The sequence below is a fragment of the Cupriavidus sp. 05L411 genome (assembly GCF_056398045.1).
Genome location: NZ_JBFTOQ010000046.1, coordinates 24,756 through 47,822 on the forward strand (window position 1 = coordinate 24,756; position 23,067 = coordinate 47,822).

At 65.3% G+C, this 23,067-nt stretch carries 20 protein-coding genes and 1 tRNA gene; 18 read left to right on the forward strand and 3 right to left on the reverse strand.

Going from position 1 to position 23,067, the window contains the following annotated elements:
- Nucleotides 1-47: 47 nt before the first annotated feature.
- From rlmN to oxlT, 18 genes are all read left to right on the forward strand, one after another.
- Nucleotides 48-1,202 carry a dual-specificity RNA methyltransferase RlmN gene (gene rlmN, locus AC1DQR_RS33210; RefSeq protein WP_477134541.1) on the forward strand — a complete coding sequence of 385 codons (1,155 nt, stop codon included), beginning with the start codon at nucleotides 48-50 and terminating at the stop codon, nucleotides 1,200-1,202.
- Nucleotides 1,199-1,978 (forward strand): type IV pilus biogenesis/stability protein PilW, encoded by a 780-nt coding sequence (gene pilW, locus AC1DQR_RS33215; RefSeq protein WP_416049067.1) that lies wholly within the window; start codon nucleotides 1,199-1,201, stop codon nucleotides 1,976-1,978. The genes rlmN and pilW overlap by 4 nt, the downstream gene beginning before the upstream one ends.
- The gene (locus tag AC1DQR_RS33220) at nucleotides 1,971-2,975 is read left to right on the forward strand and encodes a helix-turn-helix domain-containing protein (protein WP_416049066.1); all 1,005 of its coding nucleotides are present in this window, start codon (nucleotides 1,971-1,973) and stop codon (nucleotides 2,973-2,975) included. Before pilW ends, AC1DQR_RS33220 begins: the two co-directional genes overlap by 8 nt.
- Nucleotides 2,976-3,025: 50 nt before the next feature.
- The gene (gene ispG, locus AC1DQR_RS33225) at nucleotides 3,026-4,318 is read left to right on the forward strand and encodes a flavodoxin-dependent (E)-4-hydroxy-3-methylbut-2-enyl-diphosphate synthase (RefSeq protein WP_043347462.1); all 1,293 of its coding nucleotides are present in this window, start codon (nucleotides 3,026-3,028) and stop codon (nucleotides 4,316-4,318) included.
- Between the two features lie 147 nt (nucleotides 4,319-4,465).
- Nucleotides 4,466-5,746, forward strand: coding sequence for a histidine--tRNA ligase (gene hisS, locus AC1DQR_RS33230; protein WP_416050351.1), 1,281 nt, complete (start codon nucleotides 4,466-4,468; stop codon nucleotides 5,744-5,746).
- Nucleotides 5,747-5,831: 85 nt separating this feature from the next.
- Nucleotides 5,832-6,464, forward strand: a complete 633-nt coding sequence (locus tag AC1DQR_RS33235; protein ID WP_416049065.1) for a tetratricopeptide repeat protein — start codon at nucleotides 5,832-5,834, stop codon at nucleotides 6,462-6,464.
- A gap of 104 nt (nucleotides 6,465-6,568) precedes the next feature.
- A complete protein-coding gene (bamB, locus tag AC1DQR_RS33240) occupies nucleotides 6,569-7,756 on the forward strand; it encodes an outer membrane protein assembly factor BamB (RefSeq protein WP_416049064.1) in 1,188 nt (395 codons plus the stop codon).
- A 225-nt stretch (nucleotides 7,757-7,981) separates the two neighbouring features.
- Nucleotides 7,982-9,325 (forward strand): ribosome biogenesis GTPase Der, encoded by a 1,344-nt coding sequence (gene der, locus AC1DQR_RS33245; protein ID WP_416049063.1) that lies wholly within the window; start codon nucleotides 7,982-7,984, stop codon nucleotides 9,323-9,325.
- A gap of 207 nt (nucleotides 9,326-9,532) precedes the next feature.
- Nucleotides 9,533-9,772, forward strand: coding sequence for an RNA chaperone Hfq (gene hfq / locus AC1DQR_RS33250; RefSeq protein WP_006157757.1), 240 nt, complete (start codon nucleotides 9,533-9,535; stop codon nucleotides 9,770-9,772).
- A 295-nt stretch (nucleotides 9,773-10,067) separates the two neighbouring features.
- Nucleotides 10,068-11,315: a GTPase HflX gene (gene hflX, locus AC1DQR_RS33255; RefSeq protein WP_416049062.1), complete on the forward strand. Its 1,248-nt coding sequence runs from the start codon at nucleotides 10,068-10,070 to the stop codon at nucleotides 11,313-11,315.
- A 104-nt stretch (nucleotides 11,316-11,419) separates the two neighbouring features.
- Nucleotides 11,420-12,826 (forward strand): FtsH protease activity modulator HflK, encoded by a 1,407-nt coding sequence (gene hflK, locus AC1DQR_RS33260; RefSeq protein ID WP_174423301.1) that lies wholly within the window; start codon nucleotides 11,420-11,422, stop codon nucleotides 12,824-12,826.
- 11 nt (nucleotides 12,827-12,837) lie between these two features.
- Nucleotides 12,838-13,746, forward strand: coding sequence for a protease modulator HflC (gene hflC / locus AC1DQR_RS33265; RefSeq protein WP_150992386.1), 909 nt, complete (start codon nucleotides 12,838-12,840; stop codon nucleotides 13,744-13,746).
- 234 nt (nucleotides 13,747-13,980) lie between these two features.
- A complete protein-coding gene (locus AC1DQR_RS33270) occupies nucleotides 13,981-15,144 on the forward strand; it encodes an ATP phosphoribosyltransferase regulatory subunit (RefSeq protein WP_416049061.1) in 1,164 nt (387 codons plus the stop codon).
- 114 nt (nucleotides 15,145-15,258) lie between these two features.
- Complete coding sequence (locus tag AC1DQR_RS33275; protein WP_174423299.1) at nucleotides 15,259-16,599, forward strand: adenylosuccinate synthase; 1,341 nt, start codon at nucleotides 15,259-15,261, stop codon at nucleotides 16,597-16,599.
- Between the two features lie 152 nt (nucleotides 16,600-16,751).
- Entirely contained in the window at nucleotides 16,752-17,312 is a 561-nt protein-coding gene (locus AC1DQR_RS33280; protein ID WP_043347431.1) for a phosphoribosyltransferase, read from the forward strand.
- Nucleotides 17,313-17,331: 19 nt separating this feature from the next.
- Nucleotides 17,332-18,099 (forward strand): GntR family transcriptional regulator, encoded by a 768-nt coding sequence (locus AC1DQR_RS33285; protein WP_477134542.1) that lies wholly within the window; start codon nucleotides 17,332-17,334, stop codon nucleotides 18,097-18,099.
- A 197-nt stretch (nucleotides 18,100-18,296) separates the two neighbouring features.
- Complete coding sequence (locus AC1DQR_RS33290; protein WP_416050350.1) at nucleotides 18,297-19,862, forward strand: gamma-glutamyltransferase family protein; 1,566 nt, start codon at nucleotides 18,297-18,299, stop codon at nucleotides 19,860-19,862.
- 148 nt (nucleotides 19,863-20,010) lie between these two features.
- Nucleotides 20,011-21,300, forward strand: a complete 1,290-nt coding sequence (oxlT, locus tag AC1DQR_RS33295) for an oxalate/formate MFS antiporter (RefSeq protein WP_416049059.1) — start codon at nucleotides 20,011-20,013, stop codon at nucleotides 21,298-21,300.
- A gap of 66 nt (nucleotides 21,301-21,366) precedes the next feature.
- On the opposite strand, the gene AC1DQR_RS33300 is transcribed toward oxlT, so the two are convergent.
- From AC1DQR_RS33300 to AC1DQR_RS33310, 3 genes are all read right to left on the reverse strand, one after another.
- Nucleotides 21,367-21,978 carry an NAD(P)-dependent oxidoreductase gene (locus AC1DQR_RS33300; RefSeq protein WP_416049058.1) on the reverse strand — a complete coding sequence of 204 codons (612 nt, stop codon included), beginning with the start codon at nucleotides 21,976-21,978 and terminating at the stop codon, nucleotides 21,367-21,369.
- Between the two features lie 70 nt (nucleotides 21,979-22,048).
- Nucleotides 22,049-22,483, reverse strand: a complete 435-nt coding sequence (locus AC1DQR_RS33305) for an Rrf2 family transcriptional regulator (RefSeq protein WP_416049057.1) — start codon at nucleotides 22,481-22,483, stop codon at nucleotides 22,049-22,051.
- A gap of 458 nt (nucleotides 22,484-22,941) precedes the next feature.
- Nucleotides 22,942-23,028: transfer RNA gene (locus AC1DQR_RS33310), tRNA-Leu, on the reverse strand.
- Nucleotides 23,029-23,067 lie beyond the last annotated feature (39 nt).

Consider the following 23,067-nt stretch of genomic DNA (forward strand, 5'->3'; position numbering starts at 1 on the left):
GGTCTATTCCACAAGACTAGACTGCCATAGAAGTTGATACTGCCGTCATGAACACTCTCGTCAACCTGCTCGATCTGGATGCGGACGCGCTTACCGCCTATTGCGGCGAGCTCGGCGAGAAGCCGTTTCGTGCGCGGCAGTTGCAGCGCTGGATTCACCAGTTCGGCGCCAGCCGTTTCGATGCCATGTCGGATCTCGCCAAGTCGCTGCGCGAAAAGCTCGCCACGCGCGCCGAGATCCGCTCGCCTGCCGTCATCACCGACAACTTGTCGGCCGACGGCACGCGCAAGTGGTTGCTGGACGTTGGCGCCGGCGATGCGGTGGAGACGGTGTACATCCCTGAGGAGACGCGCGGCACGCTGTGCGTGTCTTCGCAGGCGGGGTGCGCCGTCAATTGCCGGTTCTGCTCGACTGGCAAGCAAGGCTTTTCGCGCAACCTGTCCACTGGCGAGATCATTGGCCAGCTGTGGATGGCCGAGTTTGCCATGCGTGCTCAACTGGGCCGTGGCGCAAAGGACGACCGCGTCATCTCCAACGTGGTGATGATGGGCATGGGCGAGCCGCTGCTCAACTACGACCAGGTTGTGCCGGCCATGCGCCTGATGCTGGACGACCATGCCTACGGGCTGTCGCGCCGGCGCGTGACGCTGTCCACCTCTGGCGTGGTACCGATGATGGACCGGCTGGCCAAGGATTTGCCCGTGGCGCTGGCGGTATCGCTGCACGCGTCCAACGATCCGTTGCGCGACATGCTGGTGCCGCTCAACAAGAAGTACCCGCTCGCCGAGCTGATGGCGGCTTGCCGCCGCTACCTGGAATTCGCCCCGCGCGATTTCATCACCTTCGAATACTGCATGCTGGATGGCGTCAATGACGGTGTCGAGCATGCCCGGGAACTGCTGAAGCTTGTGGCCGACGTGCCCTGCAAGTTCAACCTGATCCCGTTCAACCCGTTCCCGGAGTCGGGCCTCAAGCGCTCGAACAACGAGCAGATCCGCCGCTTCGCCCAGGTCCTGATGGACGCCGGCATCGTCACCACCRTSCGCAAGACGCGCGGCGACGATATCGATGCTGCCTGCGGCCAGCTCGCGGGCGAAGTCAAGGACCGTACCCGCCTGGCTCAGCGCGGCAAGTTCGGCAAGATCACGCCGATCGTGGCGGCGCCCGCGGCCGGCCAGCCGCAAGAGGCCCGGCCTGCATGACCCGTCTGATAGTTGCGGTCCTGATGGGGCTGGTGCTGTTGTCCGCGTGCCAGTTGCCGCCGCCGGTCAAGCCCGAGTTGCAAACCGCATCCGACCAGACCGAGATGAGCCGGCGTGCCACCATCCGTCTCCAGTTGGCAACCAGCTACCTTGAAGCCGGACAGTACACCGTCGCGCTGGACGAGGCCAAGCAGGCCATTGCCATCGACCCGACGCTGGTCGACGCGTACCATATCCGCGCGTTGGTCTACATGAACATGAACGAGCGCGTGCTGGCGGAAGAGAGCTTCCGTAGCGCGCTGGCCATGCGCGCCGACGATGGCGACGTGCTGAACAACTACGGCTGGTTCCTGTGCGTGAACGGGCGCTATGCCGAGGCCGTGCCTTATCTGGAGCGCGCGGTCAACGCGCCCTCGGCAAGCGGGCCCGGCAAGGCACTGACCAGCCTTGGCGCCTGCCAGCTGCGCAATGGCAACAGCGAGGCAGCCGAGAAGAGCTTGTTTGGCGCCTTGCGCTACGATCGCAACAACCCGGTAGCCAACAACAATCTGGCGCTGCTGTATTACCAGCGCGGGGACTACCAGCGTGCCCAGCAGTATGTCGGCCGCATCAACAGCAGCAATTTCGTCAGCGCGCAATCCCTCTGGCTGGGTGCGCGCATTGCCCGCCGTCAGGGAGATGTAGCGGCGCAGAATGCCCTGGTGGCACAGTTGCGCAGCCGTTTCCCCGATTCGCGTGAGTTGACCGCATACGAACAAGGAGCATGGGATGAGTGAGCACGAGCGCGCCGAAGGCCAGACTGCAGCGACGCATCATGCGGGGGGTACCCCTGCGGATGCCGGGCGCGAGGCGGTGGCGCGCGAGATTGGCGAGCGCCTGGCGCAAGCGCGCAAGGATCAGCGTTTCTCGCTGGAAGATGTCAGTGCGCGGCTGAAGGTCGCCTCGCACAAGCTGGCCGCCATCGAGCAGGGTGACGTCGCGGCGCTGCCCGACGTGACCTTTGCCAAGGGCGTGATGCGCGCCTACGCGCGCATGCTCCAGATCGACATCGACGCCTTGCTGGCGCGTTTCCACGCGCAGGCTGTGCCGGTGGTGGAAATCGGCATGCACCGCGAAGGTGGCCTGAACGAGAGCTTCGACGACCGTAACCGCTTTGGCTCCGGCGGCTCCGGTGGCCGGTGGATCTGGCTGGCCCTGGTGGTCGCCGTGATCGGTGGCGGGGTGCTGTTCGGGCTGGACCACTTCAAGCAATGGATCGAGGCGCGCAAGGAAACCCTCACGGCGCCCCCGGCGGCGGAAGCCACGGTGCAAGGCAGCGAGCCCGGTACCGTCACGGCCGCACTGCCGCCGGTGATGGCCGCGTCCGATGCCCCCGCGCCATCCGAGTCGCTGCCCGCCAGCGGCCCGGTAGCGGTGGCGCCAGCGCTTTCGGCAGCACCCGCACCTTCGGCAGCGCCGGTTCCGGCCGTCGTGGCCGCCGTCCCCGCGGTAGCTGCTTCAGCGGCAGTGCCTGCCCCCGCAGCGGCGGATGGTGCGGCAGAGCTGCGCATCCGTTTCGCATCGGATACCTGGTACGAGATCCGCGACCGTAGTGGCAAGGTCGTGCTCGGCGGTACTGCGCGCGCGGGCCAGGATCTCAGCGGCGGCGGTACGCCGCCGTACAAAATCGTGATCGGCAACGTCAAGGGCGTCGAGTCGCTGACGCGCAACGGCACGCCGGTCGACCTGCAGGCGGCCAACCGCAATAACGTGGCGCGCCTGACGCTGCCCTGAACATCGTTTCTCCAGCCATGCGCCATGCCGCATTGCAAGGTGGTAATGCTATGAATCAACAGGCTTGTATGCCGGTGCTGCCCGGCCCGCTGCCCCGCCGCAAAACGCGCCAGGCGCGCGTGGTGTGGGGCGACAACGTGGTCACGATCGGTGGCGACGCTCCCGTGCGCGTGCAGTCGATGACGAACACCGACACGGTGGACGCCATCGGTACCGCGATCCAGGTCAAGGAGCTGGCGCGTGCCGGTTCCGAAATCGTGCGCATCACGGTCAACACGCCGGAAGCTGCGGCTGCGGTGCCCGCCCTGCGCGAGCAACTGGACCGCATGGGCGTGAACGTGCCGCTGGTGGGTGACTTCCACTACAACGGCCACACGCTGTTGCGCGATTATCCCGACTGCGCCCAGGCGTTGTCGAAGTACCGCATCAACCCCGGCAACGTGGGGCAGGGCGCCAAGCGCGACACGCAATTCGCGCAAATGATCGAAATGGCCTGCCGCTACGACAAGCCGGTGCGCATCGGCGTGAACTGGGGCAGCCTGGACCAGTCGCTGCTGGCGCGCATCATGGACGAGAACGCCCTGCGCGCCGAGCCGTGGCCGGCGCAGAACGTGATGGTCGAGGCGTTGATCACCTCCGCGATCGAGTCGGCGAAGAAGGCCGAGGAAATCGGGCTTTCGGGTGATCAGATCATCCTGTCGTGCAAGGTCTCGCAGGTGCAGGAACTGATCGCTGTGTATCGCGAGCTGACCAAGCGCTGCGACTATGCATTGCACCTCGGGCTGACCGAGGCGGGCATGGGCAGCAAGGGTATCGTGGCCTCCACCGCCGCGCTTTCGGTGCTGCTGCAGGAAGGCATCGGCGACACCATCCGGATTTCGCTGACACCGGAACCCGGCGCTGCGCGCGAGAAGGAAGTCTACGTGGGGCAGGAGATCCTGCAGACCATGGGCCTGCGCAACTTCACCCCGATGGTGATTGCCTGCCCGGGCTGTGGCCGTACCACCAGCACCACTTTCCAGGAACTGGCGTCCAGCATCCAGAGTTACCTGCGCGAGCAGATGCCGACCTGGAAGACCGCCTACCCCGGCGTAGAAGAAATGGATGTGGCCGTGATGGGCTGCATCGTGAACGGGCCGGGTGAAAGCAAGCATGCCAATATCGGCATCTCGCTGCCGGGCTCGGGCGAATCGCCGGCGGCGCCGGTGTTTGTCGACGGCGTGAAGGTCAAAACGCTGCGCGGCGATCGCATCGCCGAGGAATTCCAGGCGATCGTGGACGATTATGTGCGCACCCACTACGGCAACAAGGCCGGGAGCGCCGGCAATGAGGTGGCAGCCTGAGCCGTTGCGGCCAGGCGCTACAGGGAAAGACAAGACACAATGAACCAACCCGTGAATCCGGCGGCCGCCAGTGATGGCGCCAAGGCTGCCGACAGCAAGGCAGAGAGCAAGAGCAAGGCAGTGAAAGCACTGCAGGGCGTCAAGGGCATGAACGACATGCTGCCCGCCGACGCGCCGCTGTGGGAGCATTTCGAGAACGCCTCGCGCGCGATGCTGCGTGCCTATGGCTACCAGCAGGTCCGCACCCCCATCGTTGAACACACGCAGCTGTTCGTGCGCGGCATCGGCGAGGTGACCGACATCGTCGAGAAGGAAATGTATTCCTTCACCGATGCGCTCAACGGCGAGCAATTGACGCTGCGCCCCGAGGGCACGGCTGCCGCGGTGCGGGCTACCATCGAGCACAACCTGCTGTACGACGGCCCAAAGCGCCTGTGGTACACCGGCCCGATGTTCCGTCACGAGCGTCCCCAGCGCGGGCGCTATCGCCAGTTCCACCAGCTCGGCGCCGAGGCCCTCGGCTTTGCCGGCCCGGACGTGGATGCCGAGATCATCATGATGTGTCAGCGCCTGTGGGATGACCTGGGCCTGGTCGGCGTGCGCCTCGAGCTCAACTCGCTGGGCCAGGCCGAAGAGCGCGCCGCGCACCGCGAAGAACTGATCAAATACCTGGAAGGTTTCCAGGACATTCTTGACGAAGACAGCAAGCGCCGCCTGTACACCAACCCGCTGCGCGTGCTGGATACCAAGAATCCCGCGCTGCAGGAAATGGCGAGCAACGCGCCCAAGCTGATCGATTTCCTGGGCGCGGAGTCGCTTGCCCACTTCGACGGCGTGCAGCGCCTGCTCAAGGCCAACAACATCCCGTTCAAGATCAATCCGCGCCTGGTGCGCGGGCTGGACTACTACAACCTGACGGTGTTCGAGTGGATCACCGACAAGCTCGGCGCGCAGGGTACCATCGCCGGTGGCGGGCGCTACGATCCGCTGATCGCGCAGATGGGCGGCAAGGCGGCACCGGCTTGTGGCTGGGCGATGGGCATCGAGCGCATCATCGAACTGCTGCGCGAGGAAAAGCTCGTGCCGCAGGCGGAAGGCGCCGATGTGTACTTCGTCCACCAGGGCGAAGCAGCTGGCCAGCAGGCCATGATCATCGCCGAGCGCCTGCGTGATGCCGGCCTTGACGTGCTGCTGCATGCCACGCCCGACGGCAAGAGCGGCAGCTTCAAGTCGCAGATGAAGCGCGCCGACGGCAGCGGTGCGGCCTATGCCGTTATCATTGGCGAGGATGAAGTGGTGGCGGGCACGGCACAGGTCAAGGACCTGCGCCAGGGCGCGCAGGCCGAAGGCGGCGGCGCGCAGGTGACGGTAGAGGCTGAAAAGCTGGTCGACCACATCATCGACGCCATGGTTGGCGCCAGCGAGTAAGCCTGCAGGTCAGCACGCAGCATCGGAACCAGGGGCCGCAAGAGCGCGGTCCTTCATACAAACAAACGCGGGTGGATCCCTCGACATGGCTTACGATCTAGAAGAACAGGAACAGCTTGAGAGCCTCAAGGCCTGGTGGCGCCAGTACGGCAATACCGTGACCTGGGCCTTGATCGCCGGCTTGCTGGCCTTCGCTGCGTGGAGTGGCTGGAACTACTGGCAACGCAAGCAGGCCGGAGAAGCGGCGCTGCTGTACGAGCAGGTGGTCAAGGCTGCCGAGAGCCGCGATGTCGAACGGATCAAGCGCGCCGCCGGCGACCTAGAGGAAAAGTTCGGCAAGACCGCCTATGGCCCCATGACCGCGCTGGTATCGGCCAAGGTGCTGTACGATGCAGGCGACCTGGCTGGTACGAAGGCCCAGTTGCAATGGGCGATCGACCATGGCGATGGCGAGTATGCTCACCTGGCGCGCGTGCGCCTGGCTGGCGTGCTGCTTGACGAGAAGGCCTACGACCAGGGCCTGGCACTGCTCAAGGACGAGCCGCCGGCACCGTTCGTGGCGCTATATGCGGACCGCCGGGGCGATCTGCTGGCTGCCCAGGACAAGCGCCCGGAAGCCCGCACGGCCTACCAGAAGGCGCTCGACAAGCTGAGCGCCAACGACGCTGCCATGCGCCAGATCATTCAGTTCAAGCTTGACGCGCTGGGCACCGCCTGAAGGCGGTTGGCCCGGCTCGCCGACAGGCCCGCGGGATTCGCATGCCACGCATGCCCCGCTTGCCCGCACCCTTGCGCCTCAACTTAAATCAGGATCGGAACCTCATGAAGTCATTGTTTTCCGGCACGGCCCAGAACCAGCAACACGGCAAATTTGTCCGCGGCCTGGTGGTGGCCGCCGCTTGTGCGGCCAGCGTCGCCAGCCTGGGCGGCTGCTCGCTGTTCAGCAAGGCTGACAAGCGCACGCCGGTCGAACTCAAGCCGATCACCCAGACGTTGTCGGTGCGCCAGGCCTGGAAGGCCAGCGTCGGCAAGAGCGGCCCGTACTCGCTGCAACCCTCTGTCTCCGGCAGCACCGTCTATGCATCTTCCAATGGCGGCAAGGTGCTGGCGCTCGATGGCGTCACGGGACGCACCTTGTGGGAGGCCAAGACCGACATCGACCTGACCTCCGGCCCCGGCAGCGACGGCACCGTCACGGCGGTGGCGGGCGAGAAGGGCGCGGTCTTTGCCTTTGACGCCAGCGGCAAGCAGATCTGGAAGAAGCAGGTCAATGGTGAGGTTCTCTCCGCGCCGCTGGTCGGCAACGGCCTGGTGGTCGTGCGCACGACCGATACCCGGGTGCTTGGCCTGGATGCGCAGACCGGCGAGCGCCGCTGGATCTACCAGCGCTCGCAGACCCCGCTCAACCTGCGCGCCTCGATGGGGATGGCGTTTGCCGGCGACGGCATCGTGATGGGTTTCCCCGGCGGCAAGCTGGGTGTGCTGGCTCCGGGCAACGGCGTGCTGCGCTGGGAGAGTACGGTTTCCTATCCGAAGGGCGTGTCCGAGATTGAACGGCTCAACGACGTGACGGGCCAGCCCATGGTCAATGGCCGCCAGGTCTGCGCGACCACGTTCCAGGGCCGGATCGCCTGTCTTGAGCTGGCCAATGGCCAGCCGCAGTGGGGCAAGGATTTCTCTTCGCCGACCGGCCCCGCGCAGGATGACACTTCGCTGTACGCCGGGGACGAGCGCTCCGTGGTCCATGCATTTGACCGCCAGAACGGCACGGAACGCTGGAAGAACGATCAACTGCTGTACCGCCGTCTCGGCACGCCGCTGGCGGTGGGGCGTTCGGTGGTGGCGGGCGATTACGAAGGCTATGTACACTTCTTGTCGCGCGAGGACGGCCAGTTTGTGGCACGCCTGAAGACCGATGGCAGCGAGATTACCGCTGCGCCGGTGGTGGCGGGCCCGTCGCTGGTGGTGCAGACACGCGACGGCAACCTCTACGGCTTCGTGCCGGACTGAGGCGGCCGACACTCATGGCGACTGTCCGTGCACCTGTCGGCACGGGCGGCGCCAATCCGGTAGCGCGGCCCTTCTGGCCGTGCAGGTGAACGAGGTCGGGTTGCAATGCAAACCTGACCACCCGACAGGAAAAGTGGCCAGGCGCGCGACGCCTGGCCGTCGGACCCATATCACTCCGGAGTTCCTGGGGGGCGGCATCTGCCGGCCCCCATTTCCGTTTATTGCATGAAACCAGTTATCGCTCTGGTCGGCCGTCCCAATGTGGGCAAGTCGACGCTATTCAACCGCATGACCCGTTCGCGCGACGCGCTCGTCGCCGATCTGCCTGGGCTCACGCGCGATCGCCACTATGGCGAAGGCCGCATCGGTGAACGTCCGTTCATCGCCATCGACACCGGCGGCTTCGAGCCGGTGGCCAAGGAAGGCATCGTTGCCGAAATGGCCAAGCAGACCCGCCAGGCGGTGGTCGAGGCCGACGTGGTGATCTTCCTCGTCGACGGCCGCCTCGGGCTGGCGCCCCAGGACCGCGTGATCGCCGATTACCTGCGCAAGACCGGGCGCCGCGTCATGCTGGCCGTGAACAAGGCCGAGGGCATGAAGTACGCGACCGTGGTGTCGGAGTTCTACGAGCTTGGCATGGGCGACCCCTATGCCATTTCGTCGACCCACGGCGACGGCGTGCGCGAGCTGGTCGACGAGGCGCTGGAACTGGCGGTGAAAGAGCGTCCGGAACTTGCCGAGGAAGACGAGGGCGCCCAGCGCGGCGTCAAGATCGCTATCGTGGGCCGGCCGAACGTGGGCAAGTCCACGCTGGTCAACACCCTGATCGGCGAAGAACGCGTGATCGCGTTCGACATGCCCGGCACCACGCGGGATGCCATCTATGTGGAGTTCGAGCGCGGCGGCAAGCCCTATACGCTGATCGACACAGCCGGCCTGCGCAAGCGCGGCAAGGTGTTCGAGGCCATCGAGAAGTTCTCGGTGGTCAAGACGCTGCAATCGATTGCTGATGCGAACGTCGTGGTGCTGCTGCTCGACGCGCAGCAGGACGTGTCAGAGCAGGATGCGCACATCGCTGGCTTCATCGTGGAATCCGGGCGGGCGCTGGTGGTTGGCGTCAACAAGTGGGACGGCCTTGACGGCCATAGCCGCGACCGTATCAAGCACGATCTGGAGCGCAAGCTGCAGTTCCTGGACTTCGCCAACTTCCACTTTGTGTCCGCGCAGCAGCGCACGGGCATCAGCGCGCTGCTGCGCTCGGTGGATGATGCGTATGCCGCGGCGATGGTCAAGCTGCCCACGCCGCAGCTCACGCGGATCCTGCAGGAGGCGGTCGAGTTTCAGCAGCCGCGGCGCGTCGGCGCGACCCGGCCCAAGCTGCGCTACGCGCACCAGGGCGGATCCAATCCGCCCATCATCATCGTGCACGGCAATTCGCTTTCCGGCATCGCCGACACCTATCGGCGCTATCTCGAAAACCGTTTCCGCTCGGCTTTCAAACTGAAGGGCACACCGCTTCGCATCGAATTTAGAACGAACAAAAACCCATATGCCGACTCGAAGGATTGAGTCAGTCGACGGGAGCCCGGGCGGGCAAGTTTCGTTTGCGTTCGTTTGGAACTGAGGCTAAATTCACGGTAGCAGGGGGTTCCCTGCGAGGCGATGCTAGCTTGGTACCGTTTTGATCTTTTTTTGGCGCGGTTTGCGCCGTTTGACTTGAATCGGGGATTACCGTCCCCATCATCTATCACTAAATCTATAAATTTGGAGTGTGCCATGAGCAACAAAGGGCAATTGCTACAAGACCCGTTCCTGAACGCGCTGCGCAAAGAGCACGTACCGGTTTCCATCTACCTCGTGAATGGCATCAAGCTGCAAGGCAATATCGAGTCGTTCGACCAGTACGTCGTCCTGTTGCGCAACACCGTGACGCAGATGGTCTACAAGCATGCGATTTCCACCGTCGTACCGGCCCGCGCCGTGAATTTCCGCGTGGACGAAACGGCTGAAGGCTGATCAATCGCGGATAGCACCGCAGTTTTCCGGCGGGCCAGTCGTACCACGACACGGCCGCCAGTGCCGGTGTCGCGCAGGGGCCAGATGCTCCGGCGCGGCACCAAAAGACGCCAGCCCATCCTGGCTGCAAAGCGGCCACGGGCACGGACATGCTTCACCCTGGTGCATTCCGCCACGGACAGCACCCCCGCTTCAAGCGTCTCCCCAGGCCAGGGCTCCTGCCTAACGGCGCCAGCCGCTGCCTCCCAGTAGCCTCCAACCCGTTTTCCTTTCTCGCGTTTCGCGATCCTCCCGTTTGCAATCTAGAGCCACTTCCAATTCCGAGTCTTCCCGCGCCATCCTCGTTGGTGTCGATTTCGGCAAGCATGATTTCCAGGAAAGCCTGAGCGAGCTGGCGTTGCTGACGTCGACCGCGGGTTCCACGCCGGTGCACACGCTGACCGGACGCAGGTCCCGTCCCGACCCGGCGCTGTTCATCGGTTCCGGCAAGGCGGAGGAACTGAAGGAGGCCGCCGATGCACTCGATGCCGACGTGGTGGTGTTCAACCACTCGCTCAGCCCTGCGCAGCAACGCAATCTCGAGCGCTTCCTGCAGCGCCATGTCATCGACCGTACCGGGCTGATCCTGGACATCTTCGGCCAGCGGGCGCAGAGCCACGTCGGCAAGGTGCAGGTCGAGCTCGCCCAGGTCCAGTACCAGGCCTCGCGGCTGGTCCGCGCCTGGAGCCACCTGGAGCGGCAGAAGGGGGGCATTGGCATGCGTGGCGGCCCGGGCGAGCGCCAGCTCGAGCTCGACCGCCGGCTGCTGGACGAGCGCGCCAAGCGGCTGAAAGCTGACCTGACGCGACTGCAGCGTCAGCACAGCACCCAGCGGCGCGCGCGCGCGCGCAACGACACCTTGAGCATCTCGCTGGTCGGCTATACCAATGCKGGCAAGTCGACGCTGTTCAACGCCCTCACCAAGGCTCGGGCCTACGCTGCCGATCAGCTGTTTGCCACGCTGGATACCACTTCGCGCCGGCTGTACCTGGAAGGCGTGGGCAACGTGGTGCTGTCGGATACCGTGGGCTTCATCCGCGACCTGCCGACCCAGCTGGTGGCCGCGTTCCGCGCCACGCTGGAGGAGACCGTGCACGCGGACCTGCTGCTGCATGTGGTCGATGCTTCCAGCCCGGTGCGTCATGAGCAGGTCGAGCAGGTCAACCGTGTGTTGGCCGAAATCAATGCCGACGACATCCCGCAGATCGTGGTGATGAACAAGATCGACGCGTCGCCGGAACTGCTCGAGCAGGGCCCCCGCGTGGAGCGCAACGAGGAGGGTGTGCCGACCCGCGTGTTCGTCAGCGCGCGCGACGGCATTGGCCTGGATGCCTTGCGCGAGGCGCTGGTGGAAGTGGCGCGCTGGCTGGCCGAGCGCCCGCCAGAGCGCCCCCCGCTGGATCCGCGCCTTGCAGGCGCACAGCCTTACCCGGACGACGATCTCGACAGCGATTTTGACGGCGATGACACCCGGGTGGATCCGGAAGAACCCGACACGCAGTGAGCCAGTTCGACGGAAATCGCAGCCAGATTGCCCCAAATGGGTAAAAGTGGCGTCGATGACTGTTAGAATCCCCTTGTTCCAACTATCCCGGACCCGTGCACTTCATGCCCCTGTTTCCCCGGAATTCTGAATCGAGCCATGCCTTTGGCAGCCGCGCAGGTGGCCGCAACGGCGGCCATGCACCGTCGCGAACGGCCTGGCAGCGTTTGCGCGCGATCCTGTCTTTGAACGATCCCCGATGGGGTAGGGGCGGCCCGGATGACGAGGACAAAGACAAGGACAAGGATAGCCGCGACAACAATCGCCAGCAAAACCAGCGTCCGCCTCAGGATGGTCCGCCCGACCTCGACGAGCTCTGGCGCGATTTCAACCGTCGCCTGAATGGCCTGCTTGGCCGCAAGGACAACGGCGGTGGCGGCAACCAGGGCTTTGGCGGCGGTGCGCGCACGCCGGGCAAAGGCTCGGGGATCGGCGCGGGCGTGGTGGTGATCGCAGCGGTCGGCATCTGGCTGGCCAGCGGTTTCTTCATGGTGCAGGAAGGCCAGACCGCCGTTATCCTCCAGTTCGGCAAGTTCAAGTACACGACGGGCCCGGGTATCAACTGGCGCCTGCCATACCCGATCCAGTCCGCTGAAATCGTCAACCTGTCGGGTGTGCGCTCGGTTGAAGTGGGTCGTTCCACCTCGATCAAGGACAGCAACCTGAAGGACGCGTCGATGCTGACGCAGGACGAGAACATCATCGACGTCCGCTTCACGGTGCAGTACGACATCCAGGACGCGAGCGAATTCCTGTTCTACAACAAGACCGACCGTGGTGGCGACGAAGAACTGGTGACCCAGGCTGCCGAGACCTCGGTGCGCGAGATCGTCGGGCGCAACAAGATGGACGCGGTGCTCTACGAGAACCGTGAACAGATTGCCCAGAACCTGGCCAAGTCGATCCAGTCGATCCTGACCGCGTACAAGACCGGCATCCGCGTGATTTCCGTCAACGTGCAGAGCGTGCAGCCGCCCGAGCAGGTCCAGGCAGCCTTTGACGATGTCAACAAGGCCAGCCAGGACCGCGAACGCGCCATCAGCGAAGGCCAGGCCTACGCCAATGACGTGATTCCGCGCGCCAAGGGTACCGCCGCGCGCCTGAACGAAGAAGCCGAAGCCTACAAGGCGCGAGTGACCGCCCAGGCCGAAGGCGATGCCTCGCGTTTCCGCCAGGTCCAGGCCGAGTATGCCAAGGCCCCGCAGGTGACGCGTGATCGCATCTATATCGAGACCATGCAGCAGATCTATACCAATTCGACCAAGGTGCTGGTGGATTCACGCCAGGGCAACAATCTCCTCTACCTGCCGCTGGACAAGCTGATGTCGCAATCGGCGGTGGATGCGCGCGCGCCGGCTTCCGGCACCGCGCAGGCCCCTGCCGCGGGCAGCGGCACGTCTCCCGCGCCCGATGCCAGCGGCGATAACCGGTCGCGCGAGCTGTTGCGCAACCGTGACCGCGATTCGCGCTGAGGAGACCCGACATGAACCGACTGATTTCCGTAGTAATCGGCCTCTTCATCGCGCTGGCGATCGGCTCCTCGATGGTGTTCGTGGTGGACCAGCGTCAGTACGCCGTGGTGTTCGCCTTTGGCCAGATCAAGCAGGTGGTGAACGAGCCGGGCCTGCACTTCAAGTTGCCGCCGCCGCTGCAGAACGTGATTTTCATGGATCGCCGCCTGCTGACGATCGACGTGGCCGCTTCGGAGCGCTTTCTCACGGCCGAGAAGAAGAGCATGGTGGTGGACTGGTTCGTCAAATGGCGCATCACCGATCCGCGCAAGTTCTACGTGGCCTTCAATGGCAACATCCGCGGCGCGCAGGACCGCATGACTCAGCGTATCGACTCCGTTGCCCGCGAGGAATTCGGCAAACGCACGGTGGCGGAGCTGGTGGCCGGCGAGCGCGAGAAGGTGATGCAGAATATCCGCTCCGCGATGGCTGACTACGCGCAGTCCGTTGGCGTCGAGATCATCGACGTGCGCCTCAAGCGTGTCGACCTGCTGCCCGCAATCAGCGAATCGGTGTATCGCCGCATGGAAGCCGAGCGCAAGCGTGTGGCCAACGAGCTGCGCTCCACCGGCGCGGCCGAGGGCGAGAAGATCCGCGCCGATGCCGATCGTCAGCGTGAAGTCGTGCTGGCGGAAGCCTACCGCGATGCGCAGAAGATCAAGGGCGAGGGCGATGCCCGCGCGTCGCAGATCTACGCCGAATCGTTTGGCCGAGATCCCCAGTTCGCGCAGTTCTGGCGCAGCATGGAGGCTTACCGCAATACGTTCCGCGACAAGCGCGACGTGCTGGTGCTGGAGCCCAATTCCGACTTCTTCCGCTATATGCGGTCGTCGGGCGGCGCAGCGGCGCCGGCGGCAGCGCCTCCGGCGAGCCGTCGCTAAGCTAGGCGGTTCCATCCGCCAGGCGCTTCGACAAAACCCCGGCTTGCCGGGGTTTTGTCCGGCTGGAGGGGCGGCAAGAGAGGCTCCTGAGGGGCGTCGCTGCCGTCTCATCCGCCATGCCAGGTGACCGGCTCCCCGCTTGCGGCTGGCACTCCCGGCACAGCGCGCGGCGGGATCGAATTTCAACGGGTGGCTCAAGGCCCCCGGCAACTGTGTGAAGTGAAGAGATTTACCATGTCCAATCACTGGCTCCTGCCTGAAAACATCGCCGACGTGCTGCCGTCGGAGGCCCGCAAGATCGAAGAACTGCGCCGCCGCATGCTGGACTTGTTCCGCACCTACGGCTACGAGCTGGTCATGCCGCCGATGCTGGAATACCTGGAATCGCTGCTCACCGGGACCGGGCACGACCTCGACCTGCGCACGCTCAAGCTGGTCGACCAGCTCTCCGGCCGCACCATGGGCCTGCGCGCCGACATTACCCCGCAAGTCGCCCGCATCGACGCCCACTTGCTGAACCGCTCCGGCGTGACCCGCCTGTGCTACGCCGGCAATGTGCTGCACGCTCGCCCGGCCGGCTTTCGCGCGACCCGCGAGCCGATCCAGGTTGGCGCGGAGATCTACGGCCATGCCGGCCTGGAAGCGGATGTGGAAATCCAGGCCCTGATGTTGGCCGCGCTGCAGGTTGCCGGCCTGACCGAGATTCGCCTCGACCTTTGCCACGCGGGCATCCTGGAGGCCTTGCTGGACGGCTTGCCGTCCAGCCGCAAGATCGAGGACGTGTTGTTTGCGGCCCTGGAAACCAAGGATGTGTCGGCGCTGCGCGAGCTGACCGAAGGCATGCCGCAGGCCGAGCGCGATGCGCTGCTGGCGCTGCCGACGCTGTACGGCGGCGTGGAGGTGATCGAGCGCGCCCGCGCGACGCTGCCGGCGAGCCCGGCGATTGGCCGTGCGCTGGACGAACTGGCGGCACTGGCCGCGGAAGTGAGCGGGGCGAGCGTCAATATCGACTTGTCCGACCTGCGCGGTTACCACTATCACAGTGGCGTGATGTTCACTGCCTATGTGGCTGGCTTGCCCAACTACGTGGCACGCGGTGGCCGCTATGACAAGGTCGGCGAGGCCTTTGGCCGCGCGCGGCCGGCAACTGGTTTTTCGCTGGATTTGCGCGAAGTTGCCTCGCTTTCTCCGCTGGAAGTGCGTGCTTTTGCCATTTTCGCGCCGTGGGATGCGGATCCTGCCTTGCGTGCCGCGATTACCGCGCTGCGCGCCGCCGGCGAGATCGTCATCCAGTCGCTGCCGGGGCACACGCACCAGCTCGATGAGTTCAACTGCGACCGCCAACTGGTCCGCCAGGATGGCGGCTGGACGGTGATTCCACGCAGCGCCGGAGCCTGAGCGCAAGCGCCAGGCCGCGGAATTCCCCCGCGTTGCAGGCCGATCTCCCCAAAATCGGGGAGTTGACCTGCAACGAGAGTAAAATACGTTTTTAACCCACTGACCAAAATCAACATGTCCGCTTCTGCAGTAAGCCAGGGACGCAATGTCGTCGTGATCGGCACCCAATGGGGTGACGAAGGCAAGGGAAAAATCGTCGATTGGCTTACCGATCATGCAAAGGGCGTGGTGCGGTTCCAGGGCGGCCACAATGCCGGCCATACGCTCATCATCGGCGGCAAGAAGACCATCCTGCGCCTGATCCCCTCGGGCATCATGCGTGAAGGCACGATCTGCTACATCGGCAACGGCGTCGTGCTGTCGCCGGAGGCGCTGTTCCGTGAGATCGAGGAACTGGAAACCGCCGGCCTGCAGGTGCAGAACCGCCTGCGCATTTCCGAAGCGACCACGCTGATCCTGCCGTACCACGTGGCCATCGACAAGGCCCGTGAAGTGCGCCGTGGCGCCGACAAGATCGGCACCACCGGCCGCGGCATCGGCCCGGCCTACGAAGACAAGGTGGCCCGCCGCGCGCTGCGCGTGCAGGACTTGTTCGATCCCAAGTGCTTCGCCGAGAAGCTGCGCGAGAACCTCGACCTGCATAACTTCATGCTGACCCAGTACCTGGGCGCGGAAGCGGTCGACTTCCAGCAGACTTTGGACGAAATGCTGGCCTACGCGCCGCGCCTGGCCCCGATGGTGGCCGATGTGTCGGCCGAGCTKTACGCGGTCAACGCTGCCGGCGGCAACCTGATGTTCGAAGGCGCGCAAGGCACGCTGCTCGACGTCGACCACGGCACCTATCCGTTCGTCACCTCCAGCAACTGCGTGGCCGGTGCGGCCGCCGCCGGCGCTGGTGTTGGCCCGGGCCGCCTGAACTACATCCTGGGCATCACCAAGGCTTACTGCACCCGCGTGGGCGCAGGCCCGTTCCCCAGCGAGCTGTACGACAACGACAACCCCAAGCGCCAGGACCCGGTGGGTGTGCGCCTGGCCAACGTCGGCAAGGAATTCGGCTCGGTGACCGGGCGACCGCGCCGTACCGGCTGGCTCGATGCCGCCGCGCTCAAGCGTTCGGTGCAGATCAACGGTGTGTCGGGTCTTTGCATGACCAAGCTCGACGTGCTGGATGGCCTGGAAACCCTCAAGCTGTGCGTGGGCTACGAGCTGGACGGCAAGACCGTCGATATCCTCCCGCGCGGCTCGGATGCCGTGGCGCGCTGCGTGCCGGTGTACGAGGAATTCCCGGGCTGGAACGAATCCACCTTCGGCGTGAAGGCCTGGGATGCGCTGCCGGAACAGGCTCGCACCTACCTGAAGCGCGTCGAGGAAGTGGTCGGCATCCCGATCGACATGATCTCGACCGGCCCGGACCGCGACGAAACCATCCTGCTGCGTCACCCGTACGTAGCCTGATGCTGTCTTGCCAGTAAGGGCGCCGCGCGGCTGAACGAAGCCGCGCCCGATAAAGGACGGCAGCTGCACAAGAGCAAATCGGCCCGCGCAAGCGGGCCGAAACTTTATCGGTCGACAGACCTTATGCCTAAAGCCGAAGAGCTGAAACAATCATGACCCTGCCATCGAACGACGAAGAGAACCTGTGGATCTCGTGGGACGATTACCACAGCCTGATCGCGCGCCTGGCGCTGAACGTCCACGAGTCGGGCTGGAAGTTCGACAAGATCCTGTGCCTGGCCCGCGGTGGCCTGCGCGTCGGCGACCAGATGTCCCGTATCTTCGACGTGCCTCTCGCCATCCTGGCCACCAGCAGCTACCGCGAGGCAGCGGGCACACAGCAGGGCGACCTCGATATCGCGCAGTACATCACCATGACCAAGGGCGACCTCTCCGGCAAGATCCTGCTGGTCGATGACCTGGTGGATTCTGGTGTCACGCTGGAGCGCGTGGGCCGCCATCTGCAGGAGCGCTATCCCGCCGTGACGGAAGTGCGTTCGTCCGTGCTGTGGTACAAGGCCTGCTCCAAGGTCAAGCCGGACTACCACGTGACCTTCCTGCCGACAAATCCCTGGATTCACCAGCCGTTCGAAGAGTACGACACGCTGCGTCCGCACAACCTGGCGGCCTGGCTCAAGCGCGGCAAGCACGCCGCCGGCAGCTCGCAGGCCTGATTCCGGGCGATCCGGGCAAATGAGCAAGCAAACGAGCGGGCAGGGTGCTGCCGCGCGAGCATCGCGTTCGCAGGTGGCCTATCACAGCCTGCGCGACGATATCTTTGCCTTTCGCCTGCTGCCCGGCGACCGATTCACCGAGAACGACGTTGCCGAGCGGCTCGGCATCTCGCGCACGCCGGTGCGCGAGGCCCTGCAGCGCCTGCAGGGCGACGGTCTGGTGCGCGGCTACTTCCGCAATGGCTGGGAAGTCGTGCCGCTCGACTTGGGCCGCTTCGAGGCGCTCTATGAACTGCGCACCGTGCTGGAGACCCACGCGGTGACGCGGCTGTGCCAGCAACCTGCCGCGCGGCAAGTCGACCTTGCTGGCCTGGGCAATCTGGATGCTATCTGGCGCGTGCCGCGCGCCGAGCGCCTTGCCGATGGCAACACGGTGGCCGCACTGGACGAAGCCTTCCATATGGCGCTCATGCATGCCGCTGGCAACCCGGAGGCTGCCGCGGTTCACCAGCAGGTCACCGACCGCATCCGCATCATCCGCCGGATGGATTTCGCCTACGGCGATCGTGTCGCGCTCGCCTATGACGAACACGCCGCCATCCTGGATGCCCTGGCCGCGCACGATGCGCCGCGGGCGGTTTCCTTGCTGGCCGCGCATATCGAGGATGGCCGTGCCGAGGTGAGCCGGCTCACCACCGAGCGGCTCGAAAAGGCCCGCACCAGTCTTGTGCTGCCCACCGAGCAGGCGGTGCGCAACGCACCGCAGCGGCGCAGGCGTTTCGGCTGACGCCGGCTTGCATGACCCGCCGCTAATGGCCGCCCGCAGGGCGGCCATTGTTCTTTGTGGCTTTCTTAATGCACCGCGTGATGGCCATGCGCCGTGGCACGCATGTTGCAACGACTCCTGTGAGTACGATTATGTATACATAAATCACAGGACGTCCCGTGAGCCATTACCTGAATCCCATCCGCGGCAGCCGAGGCATGGCCGTGGCGCCTCATGCGCTGGCATCGCAGAGCGCGCTGGCCGTTTTGCGCGAGGGCGGCAATGCCGTCGAGGCAATGATCGCCGCGGCAGCCACCATCGCGGTGGCCTATCCCCATATGAACAGCATCGGCGGCGACAGCTTCTGGTTGATCGCCCGGCCGGGCGAGGCACCGCGAGGGCTGGAAGCCTGCGGCGCCGCCGCGGGAGCGGCCAGCATTGCGCGCTATCGTGACGCCGGCCTGAGCACGATTCCTTTCCGGGGCGGCATGGCGGCCAACACTGTGGCCGGCACGATCTCCGGATGGAGAGCGGCGCGGGCCTGGTCGCACGAAGCGCTCGGCGGGCGTCTGCCGCTGTCGCGGCTGCTGGCCGATGCCATCGCCTACGCGCGCGACGGCGTGCCCGTGACGCACAGCCAGTCCGCATGCATCGCCGACAAGAGGGACGAACTTGCCGATATCACTGGCTTTGCCGAAACCTTCCTCGCCAACGGCGTGCCGGCCCCCGGCAGCCGGTTCCGGCAACCCCGTCTGGCGGCCACGCTGGAGCAGTTGGCGTGGGCTGGGCTGGATGATTTCTACCAGGGCGAACTCGCGCAAAGCATGGCGCGCGATCTTGCGGACGTGGGCAGCCCGCTGACGCTCGATGACCTGCGCGCGCACCGCGCGGTGTGGAAGACGCCGCTGTCGCTGGCCCATTCGTTCGGCACGATCTACAACATGCCGCCGCCGACCCAGGGCCTGGTTTCGCTGCTGATCCTTGGTCAGCTGGACCGCTTGCTGGATAGGGGTATGGACCCCAGCGGCGCGCCATTTGTGCACGCCTGCGTGGAGGCCACCAAGCAGGCATTCAACGTGCGCGACCGCTATATCACCGATCCGGCCTACATGGAAATCGAGCCGCAAGACCTGCTGGCGCCGCCCTGGCTGGACGGCGCCGCTTCCCGGATCCGCCCGGACGCCGTGCTGCTGTGGGGCAACGGCCTCGGGCCGGCCGATACCGTGTGGATGGGCGTGGTTGACGGCGATGGCGTGGCGGTCAGTTTTATCCAGAGCATCTATCACGAGTTCGGTAGCGGCATCGTGCTGCCGGCATCGGGCGTGAACTGGCAAAACCGTGGTTGCAGCTTTTCGCTGGATCCGGCCGCGCGCAATCCGTTGATGCCGGGGCGCAAGCCGTTCCATACGCTCAACCCGGCGCTGGCGCGCCTGGCCGATGGACGCACGCTGGTCTACGGGAATATGGGCGGCGACGGCCAGCCGCAATCGCAGAGCGCCGTGTTCTCGCGCATCGTGCATTTCGGCATGAATCCGCAGGCCGCCATCGACGCGCCGCGCTGGCTGCTGGGGCGGACCTGGGGCCAGACCAGCGACACCCTCAAGCTCGAGGCGCGCTTTCCCGCGGCCACGTGCGACGCGCTGCGCGCGCTTGGCCACGAGGTGGAAATGCTCAAGCCCTACGACGAGGCCATGGGGCATGCCGGCGCGATCGTGCTGCATGCGGACGGGCTCTATGAAGGCGGGTTCGATCCGCGCAGCGACGGCGCGGTGGCCAGCTGGTAGGCACGCCACCGTGCGCGTGCCGGTGCGGCGACGCTCGGTTTTCTCCAGGTCTGGGCGGGCCGTCCCCGGTTTGCCGCCGGGCCTGGTTCCCCGAGGCTCTGGCAAAGAGCCTGCGGTTTCCTCGAAATCCGTTCCAAGGAGTGGTTCGATGCGTTCAGTTGCAGATAACCCGGCACTCGGCATGTCGCCTGCCTTGCCGTTGGCGCGTACGCGCTGGATCCAGCTGGCGCTGGGTGTCGCGTGCATGATGGCGATCTCCAGCCCGCAGTATGTGTGGACCTTGTTCACCAAGCCGCTCGCGGCCAAGCTCGGCGTGCCGCTCTCCGAGCTACAGGTCACCTTCTCCCTGCTGATCGTGTTGCAGACGTTCTTCTCACCGTTCCAGGGCGTGCTGATCGAGCGCTTTGGTCCGCGCCGGCTGATTGCGCTCGGCACGGTCCTGTCTGGCCTGAGCTGGGTGCTGGCAGCCCAGGTGCACAGCCTGGGCATGCTGTATCTCAGCTACGGCGTGGTGGGTGGCCTGGGCACGGGCATTGTCTATGTGGGGGTAGTGGGCCAGATGGTGCGCTGGTTCCCGGACCGGCGCGGCTTTGCGGTGGGCCTGGTGGCGGCCGGCTATGGCATGGGCGCGATCCTCACCACCTTCCCGATCGCGTCGGCCCTGGCTGGCAAGGGGCTGGAAACCACGCTGTGGCAGTTCGGCCTGCTGTTCGCGGTGATCGGCTTCATCGCCTCGCAGGGGCTGCGCGCGCCGGCTGCCGGCGAGCAGCTCGCGCCCACGTGCCCGCGTGCGGTGGCGGCGCCCAGCGTGGCCGATGTGCCGACGCGCCAGATGCTGCGCACACCGCTGTTCTGGCTGCTATTTGTGATGATGACGATGATGTCCACGTCGGGGCTGATGGTCACCTCGCAGATGGCCTCGTTCGCCAAGGACTTCGGTGTGTCCGGCGCCGTGGTGTTCGGGATGGCTGCCTTGCCGCTGGCGCTGACCATCGACCGCTTTACGAACGGCCTCACGCGGCCGTTGTTCGGCTGGGTGTCGGACCGCTGGGGGCGCGAGAACACGATGTGCTTCGCCTTCGCGCTGGAGGCCGTGGCCATGGCGCTGTGGCTGCTCACCCGGGACAACGCGGTGCTGTTCGTGTTGCTGTCGGGCGTGGTGTTCCTGGGATGGGGCGAAATCTTCTCGCTATTTCCTTCCACGTTGACCGATACCTTTGGCACGCGCTACGCCACCACCAACTACGGCTGGCTGTACATCTCGCAGGGCATCGGCTCGATCTTCGGCGGCCCGCTGGCGGCGCTGATGCACGAGAGGCTGGGCAGCTGGATGCCGGTGTTCGGCGTGGCAATCACGCTGGATATCGTGACCGCGCTGCTTGCCATTGCGGTGCTAAAGCCCTGGCGTCGCGGCTATCTGGCGCGGCCGGGGTGCTGACCCGGGCCTGCAGAAGACGGCGAGGGCGGCTTGCCGCGGCCCCCGCAGTTGCTGCCCGTGTCCGGCTTAGTAAGCGACCGTATAGCGCTGGCGCGAGTGCGCCGGTTTTTCCACTTCGTCGATCATGGCGATGGCATAGTCCTCCATCGAGATCCAGCTCTTGCCGCTGGCGTCGGAGAGCAGCGTCTCCTCGCCCACGCGGAACTTGCCCGTGCGCGTGCCCGGCTCGAACAGGGCCGCGGGGGACAGGAAGGTCCAGTCGATCGCTGTCTCGTTGCGCAGGGCGTTGAGGAAGTCGCGTCCGGCCAGGGCCTCCGCCTTATAGGCTTCCGGGAACTGCGGCGTATCGACCAGTTGCGCGCCTGGTGCTACAAAGAGGCTGCCCGCGCCGCCCACCACCAGCAGGCGGGGCACGCCGGCGGCCTTGACCGCGGAGGTGATCTGTTTCGTCGTGGTCTGCAGGAAACGCACTGTGCTGATTGCCACGTCCTGGCCGGCGAGCGCGGCCGCCAGGGCCTTGGTGTCCGCGACATCCGCATTGATCGTGGCGAGGCCCGGCCGCGCGGCCAGCTTGTCGGCCTGGCGTGCGATGGCGGTGACCGTGTGGCCGCGGCTCAGGGCTTCGTCGATGAGGCGGGTGCCGACACGGCCGGTGGCGCCGATGATTGCGATCTTCATGTTGACTCCTTTGTTGCGCTGTTGAATATCGATATGAAACTATTTTAGTTACATATCGGGATAAAAATTTTTACGACTTGCGTTGCCGGGCTGCGCGCTCCACATCGGCGAGCATGCCGGCAATCGTGATCTCGGCCAGCGCACCATCCATCGCGGCCTGGGCGCGGTCCGCGGCGTGCTTCAGCGCGCCGGTAATTTCCCGTCCCACCATGCACGCCGGATTGGGCACGCTGTGGTGCGGGGCGATCAGCGTGGCCGACTCCACCGCACGGAACACATCGAGCAACGTGATCGATGCCGCCGCACGCGCCAGCGAGGCGCCGCCGTTGCTCCCCATCACCGTGCTCACCAGCCCCGCCTCGGCCAACTGGCTGACCAGGCGGCGGATCAGGACCGGGTTCGTGCCCACGCTGCCCGCGATCAGCGACGACGGCAAGGGCTCTGCGGCGCTGGCCAGCAAGGTGAGGATATGGACGGCAACGGCGAATCGGCTGCTGGTGGTCATGGTGGGCGAGGCAATATGAAACTATCTTAGTTACAGATGGCATCGCTGTCAAGCGACTGGCGGGCCACGCAGGCATGCCGGTGTGGCATGCGCCTGCAGCAATAGGGTGGTTTGCGCCTGAAAACGTCGGAAAACGCGACATTCCAGCGTGTGAATGGTGGAAGAATGCCGGGAGCGCCACTGAAACTGATACACTCACCCGCAGCGCAGCAGTCGGCTGCTGCTCCGGCCGCGCCCTGGCAGTTCGTGTGAGCGCCAGGCCGTGTGGATGCCTCTGCCTCTACAGGCAAGAGCGGATTCCACGCCCCGGAGCGGTCGTTGCTGCGACTGGTATTTAGTCAATTGTTAAGTCGCGCTGTCGCGCCAATATCGAATCGGGAGTGCCAAGTTGCAAGATCAGACGCCGGAAAACAAAAAACCCGCAGGGCTCGAAAGCGCTGCGGGTTTTCCGTTTGATCTGGTGCCCAGGAGAGGACTCGAACCTCCACAGTGTTGCCACCGCTAGGACCTGAACCTAGTGCGTCTACCAATTTCGCCACCTGGGCGGGCGTCGAAACAACCGAAGCGCTCATTATAGCGACCGC

What these genes read in the sequence shown, in the direction of transcription:
- pilW (WP_416049067.1), top strand. Translation starts at nt 1,199, where the DNA reads ATGACCCGTCTGATAGTTGCGGTCCTGATGGGGCTGGTGCTGTTGTCC.
- AC1DQR_RS33220 (WP_416049066.1), top strand. Translation starts at nt 1,971, where the DNA reads ATGAGTGAGCACGAGCGCGCCGAAGGCCAGACTGCAGCGACGCATCAT.
- ispG (WP_043347462.1), top strand. Translation starts at nt 3,026, where the DNA reads ATGAATCAACAGGCTTGTATGCCGGTGCTGCCCGGCCCGCTGCCCCGC.
- hisS (WP_416050351.1), top strand. Translation starts at nt 4,466, where the DNA reads ATGAACGACATGCTGCCCGCCGACGCGCCGCTGTGGGAGCATTTCGAG.
- AC1DQR_RS33235 (WP_416049065.1), top strand. Translation starts at nt 5,832, where the DNA reads ATGGCTTACGATCTAGAAGAACAGGAACAGCTTGAGAGCCTCAAGGCC.
- bamB (WP_416049064.1), top strand. Translation starts at nt 6,569, where the DNA reads ATGAAGTCATTGTTTTCCGGCACGGCCCAGAACCAGCAACACGGCAAA.
- der (WP_416049063.1), top strand. Translation starts at nt 7,982, where the DNA reads ATGAAACCAGTTATCGCTCTGGTCGGCCGTCCCAATGTGGGCAAGTCG.
- hfq (WP_006157757.1), top strand. Translation starts at nt 9,533, where the DNA reads ATGAGCAACAAAGGGCAATTGCTACAAGACCCGTTCCTGAACGCGCTG.
- hflK (WP_174423301.1), top strand. Translation starts at nt 11,420, where the DNA reads ATGCCCCTGTTTCCCCGGAATTCTGAATCGAGCCATGCCTTTGGCAGC.
- hflC (WP_150992386.1), top strand. Translation starts at nt 12,838, where the DNA reads ATGAACCGACTGATTTCCGTAGTAATCGGCCTCTTCATCGCGCTGGCG.
- AC1DQR_RS33270 (WP_416049061.1), top strand. Translation starts at nt 13,981, where the DNA reads ATGTCCAATCACTGGCTCCTGCCTGAAAACATCGCCGACGTGCTGCCG.
- AC1DQR_RS33280 (WP_043347431.1), top strand. Translation starts at nt 16,752, where the DNA reads ATGACCCTGCCATCGAACGACGAAGAGAACCTGTGGATCTCGTGGGAC.
- AC1DQR_RS33285 (WP_477134542.1), top strand. Translation starts at nt 17,332, where the DNA reads ATGAGCAAGCAAACGAGCGGGCAGGGTGCTGCCGCGCGAGCATCGCGT.
- AC1DQR_RS33290 (WP_416050350.1), top strand. Translation starts at nt 18,297, where the DNA reads ATGGCCGTGGCGCCTCATGCGCTGGCATCGCAGAGCGCGCTGGCCGTT.
- oxlT (WP_416049059.1), top strand. Translation starts at nt 20,011, where the DNA reads ATGCGTTCAGTTGCAGATAACCCGGCACTCGGCATGTCGCCTGCCTTG.
- AC1DQR_RS33300 (WP_416049058.1), bottom strand. Translation starts at nt 21,978, where the DNA reads ATGAAGATCGCAATCATCGGCGCCACCGGCCGTGTCGGCACCCGCCTC.
- AC1DQR_RS33305 (WP_416049057.1), bottom strand. Translation starts at nt 22,483, where the DNA reads ATGACCACCAGCAGCCGATTCGCCGTTGCCGTCCATATCCTCACCTTG.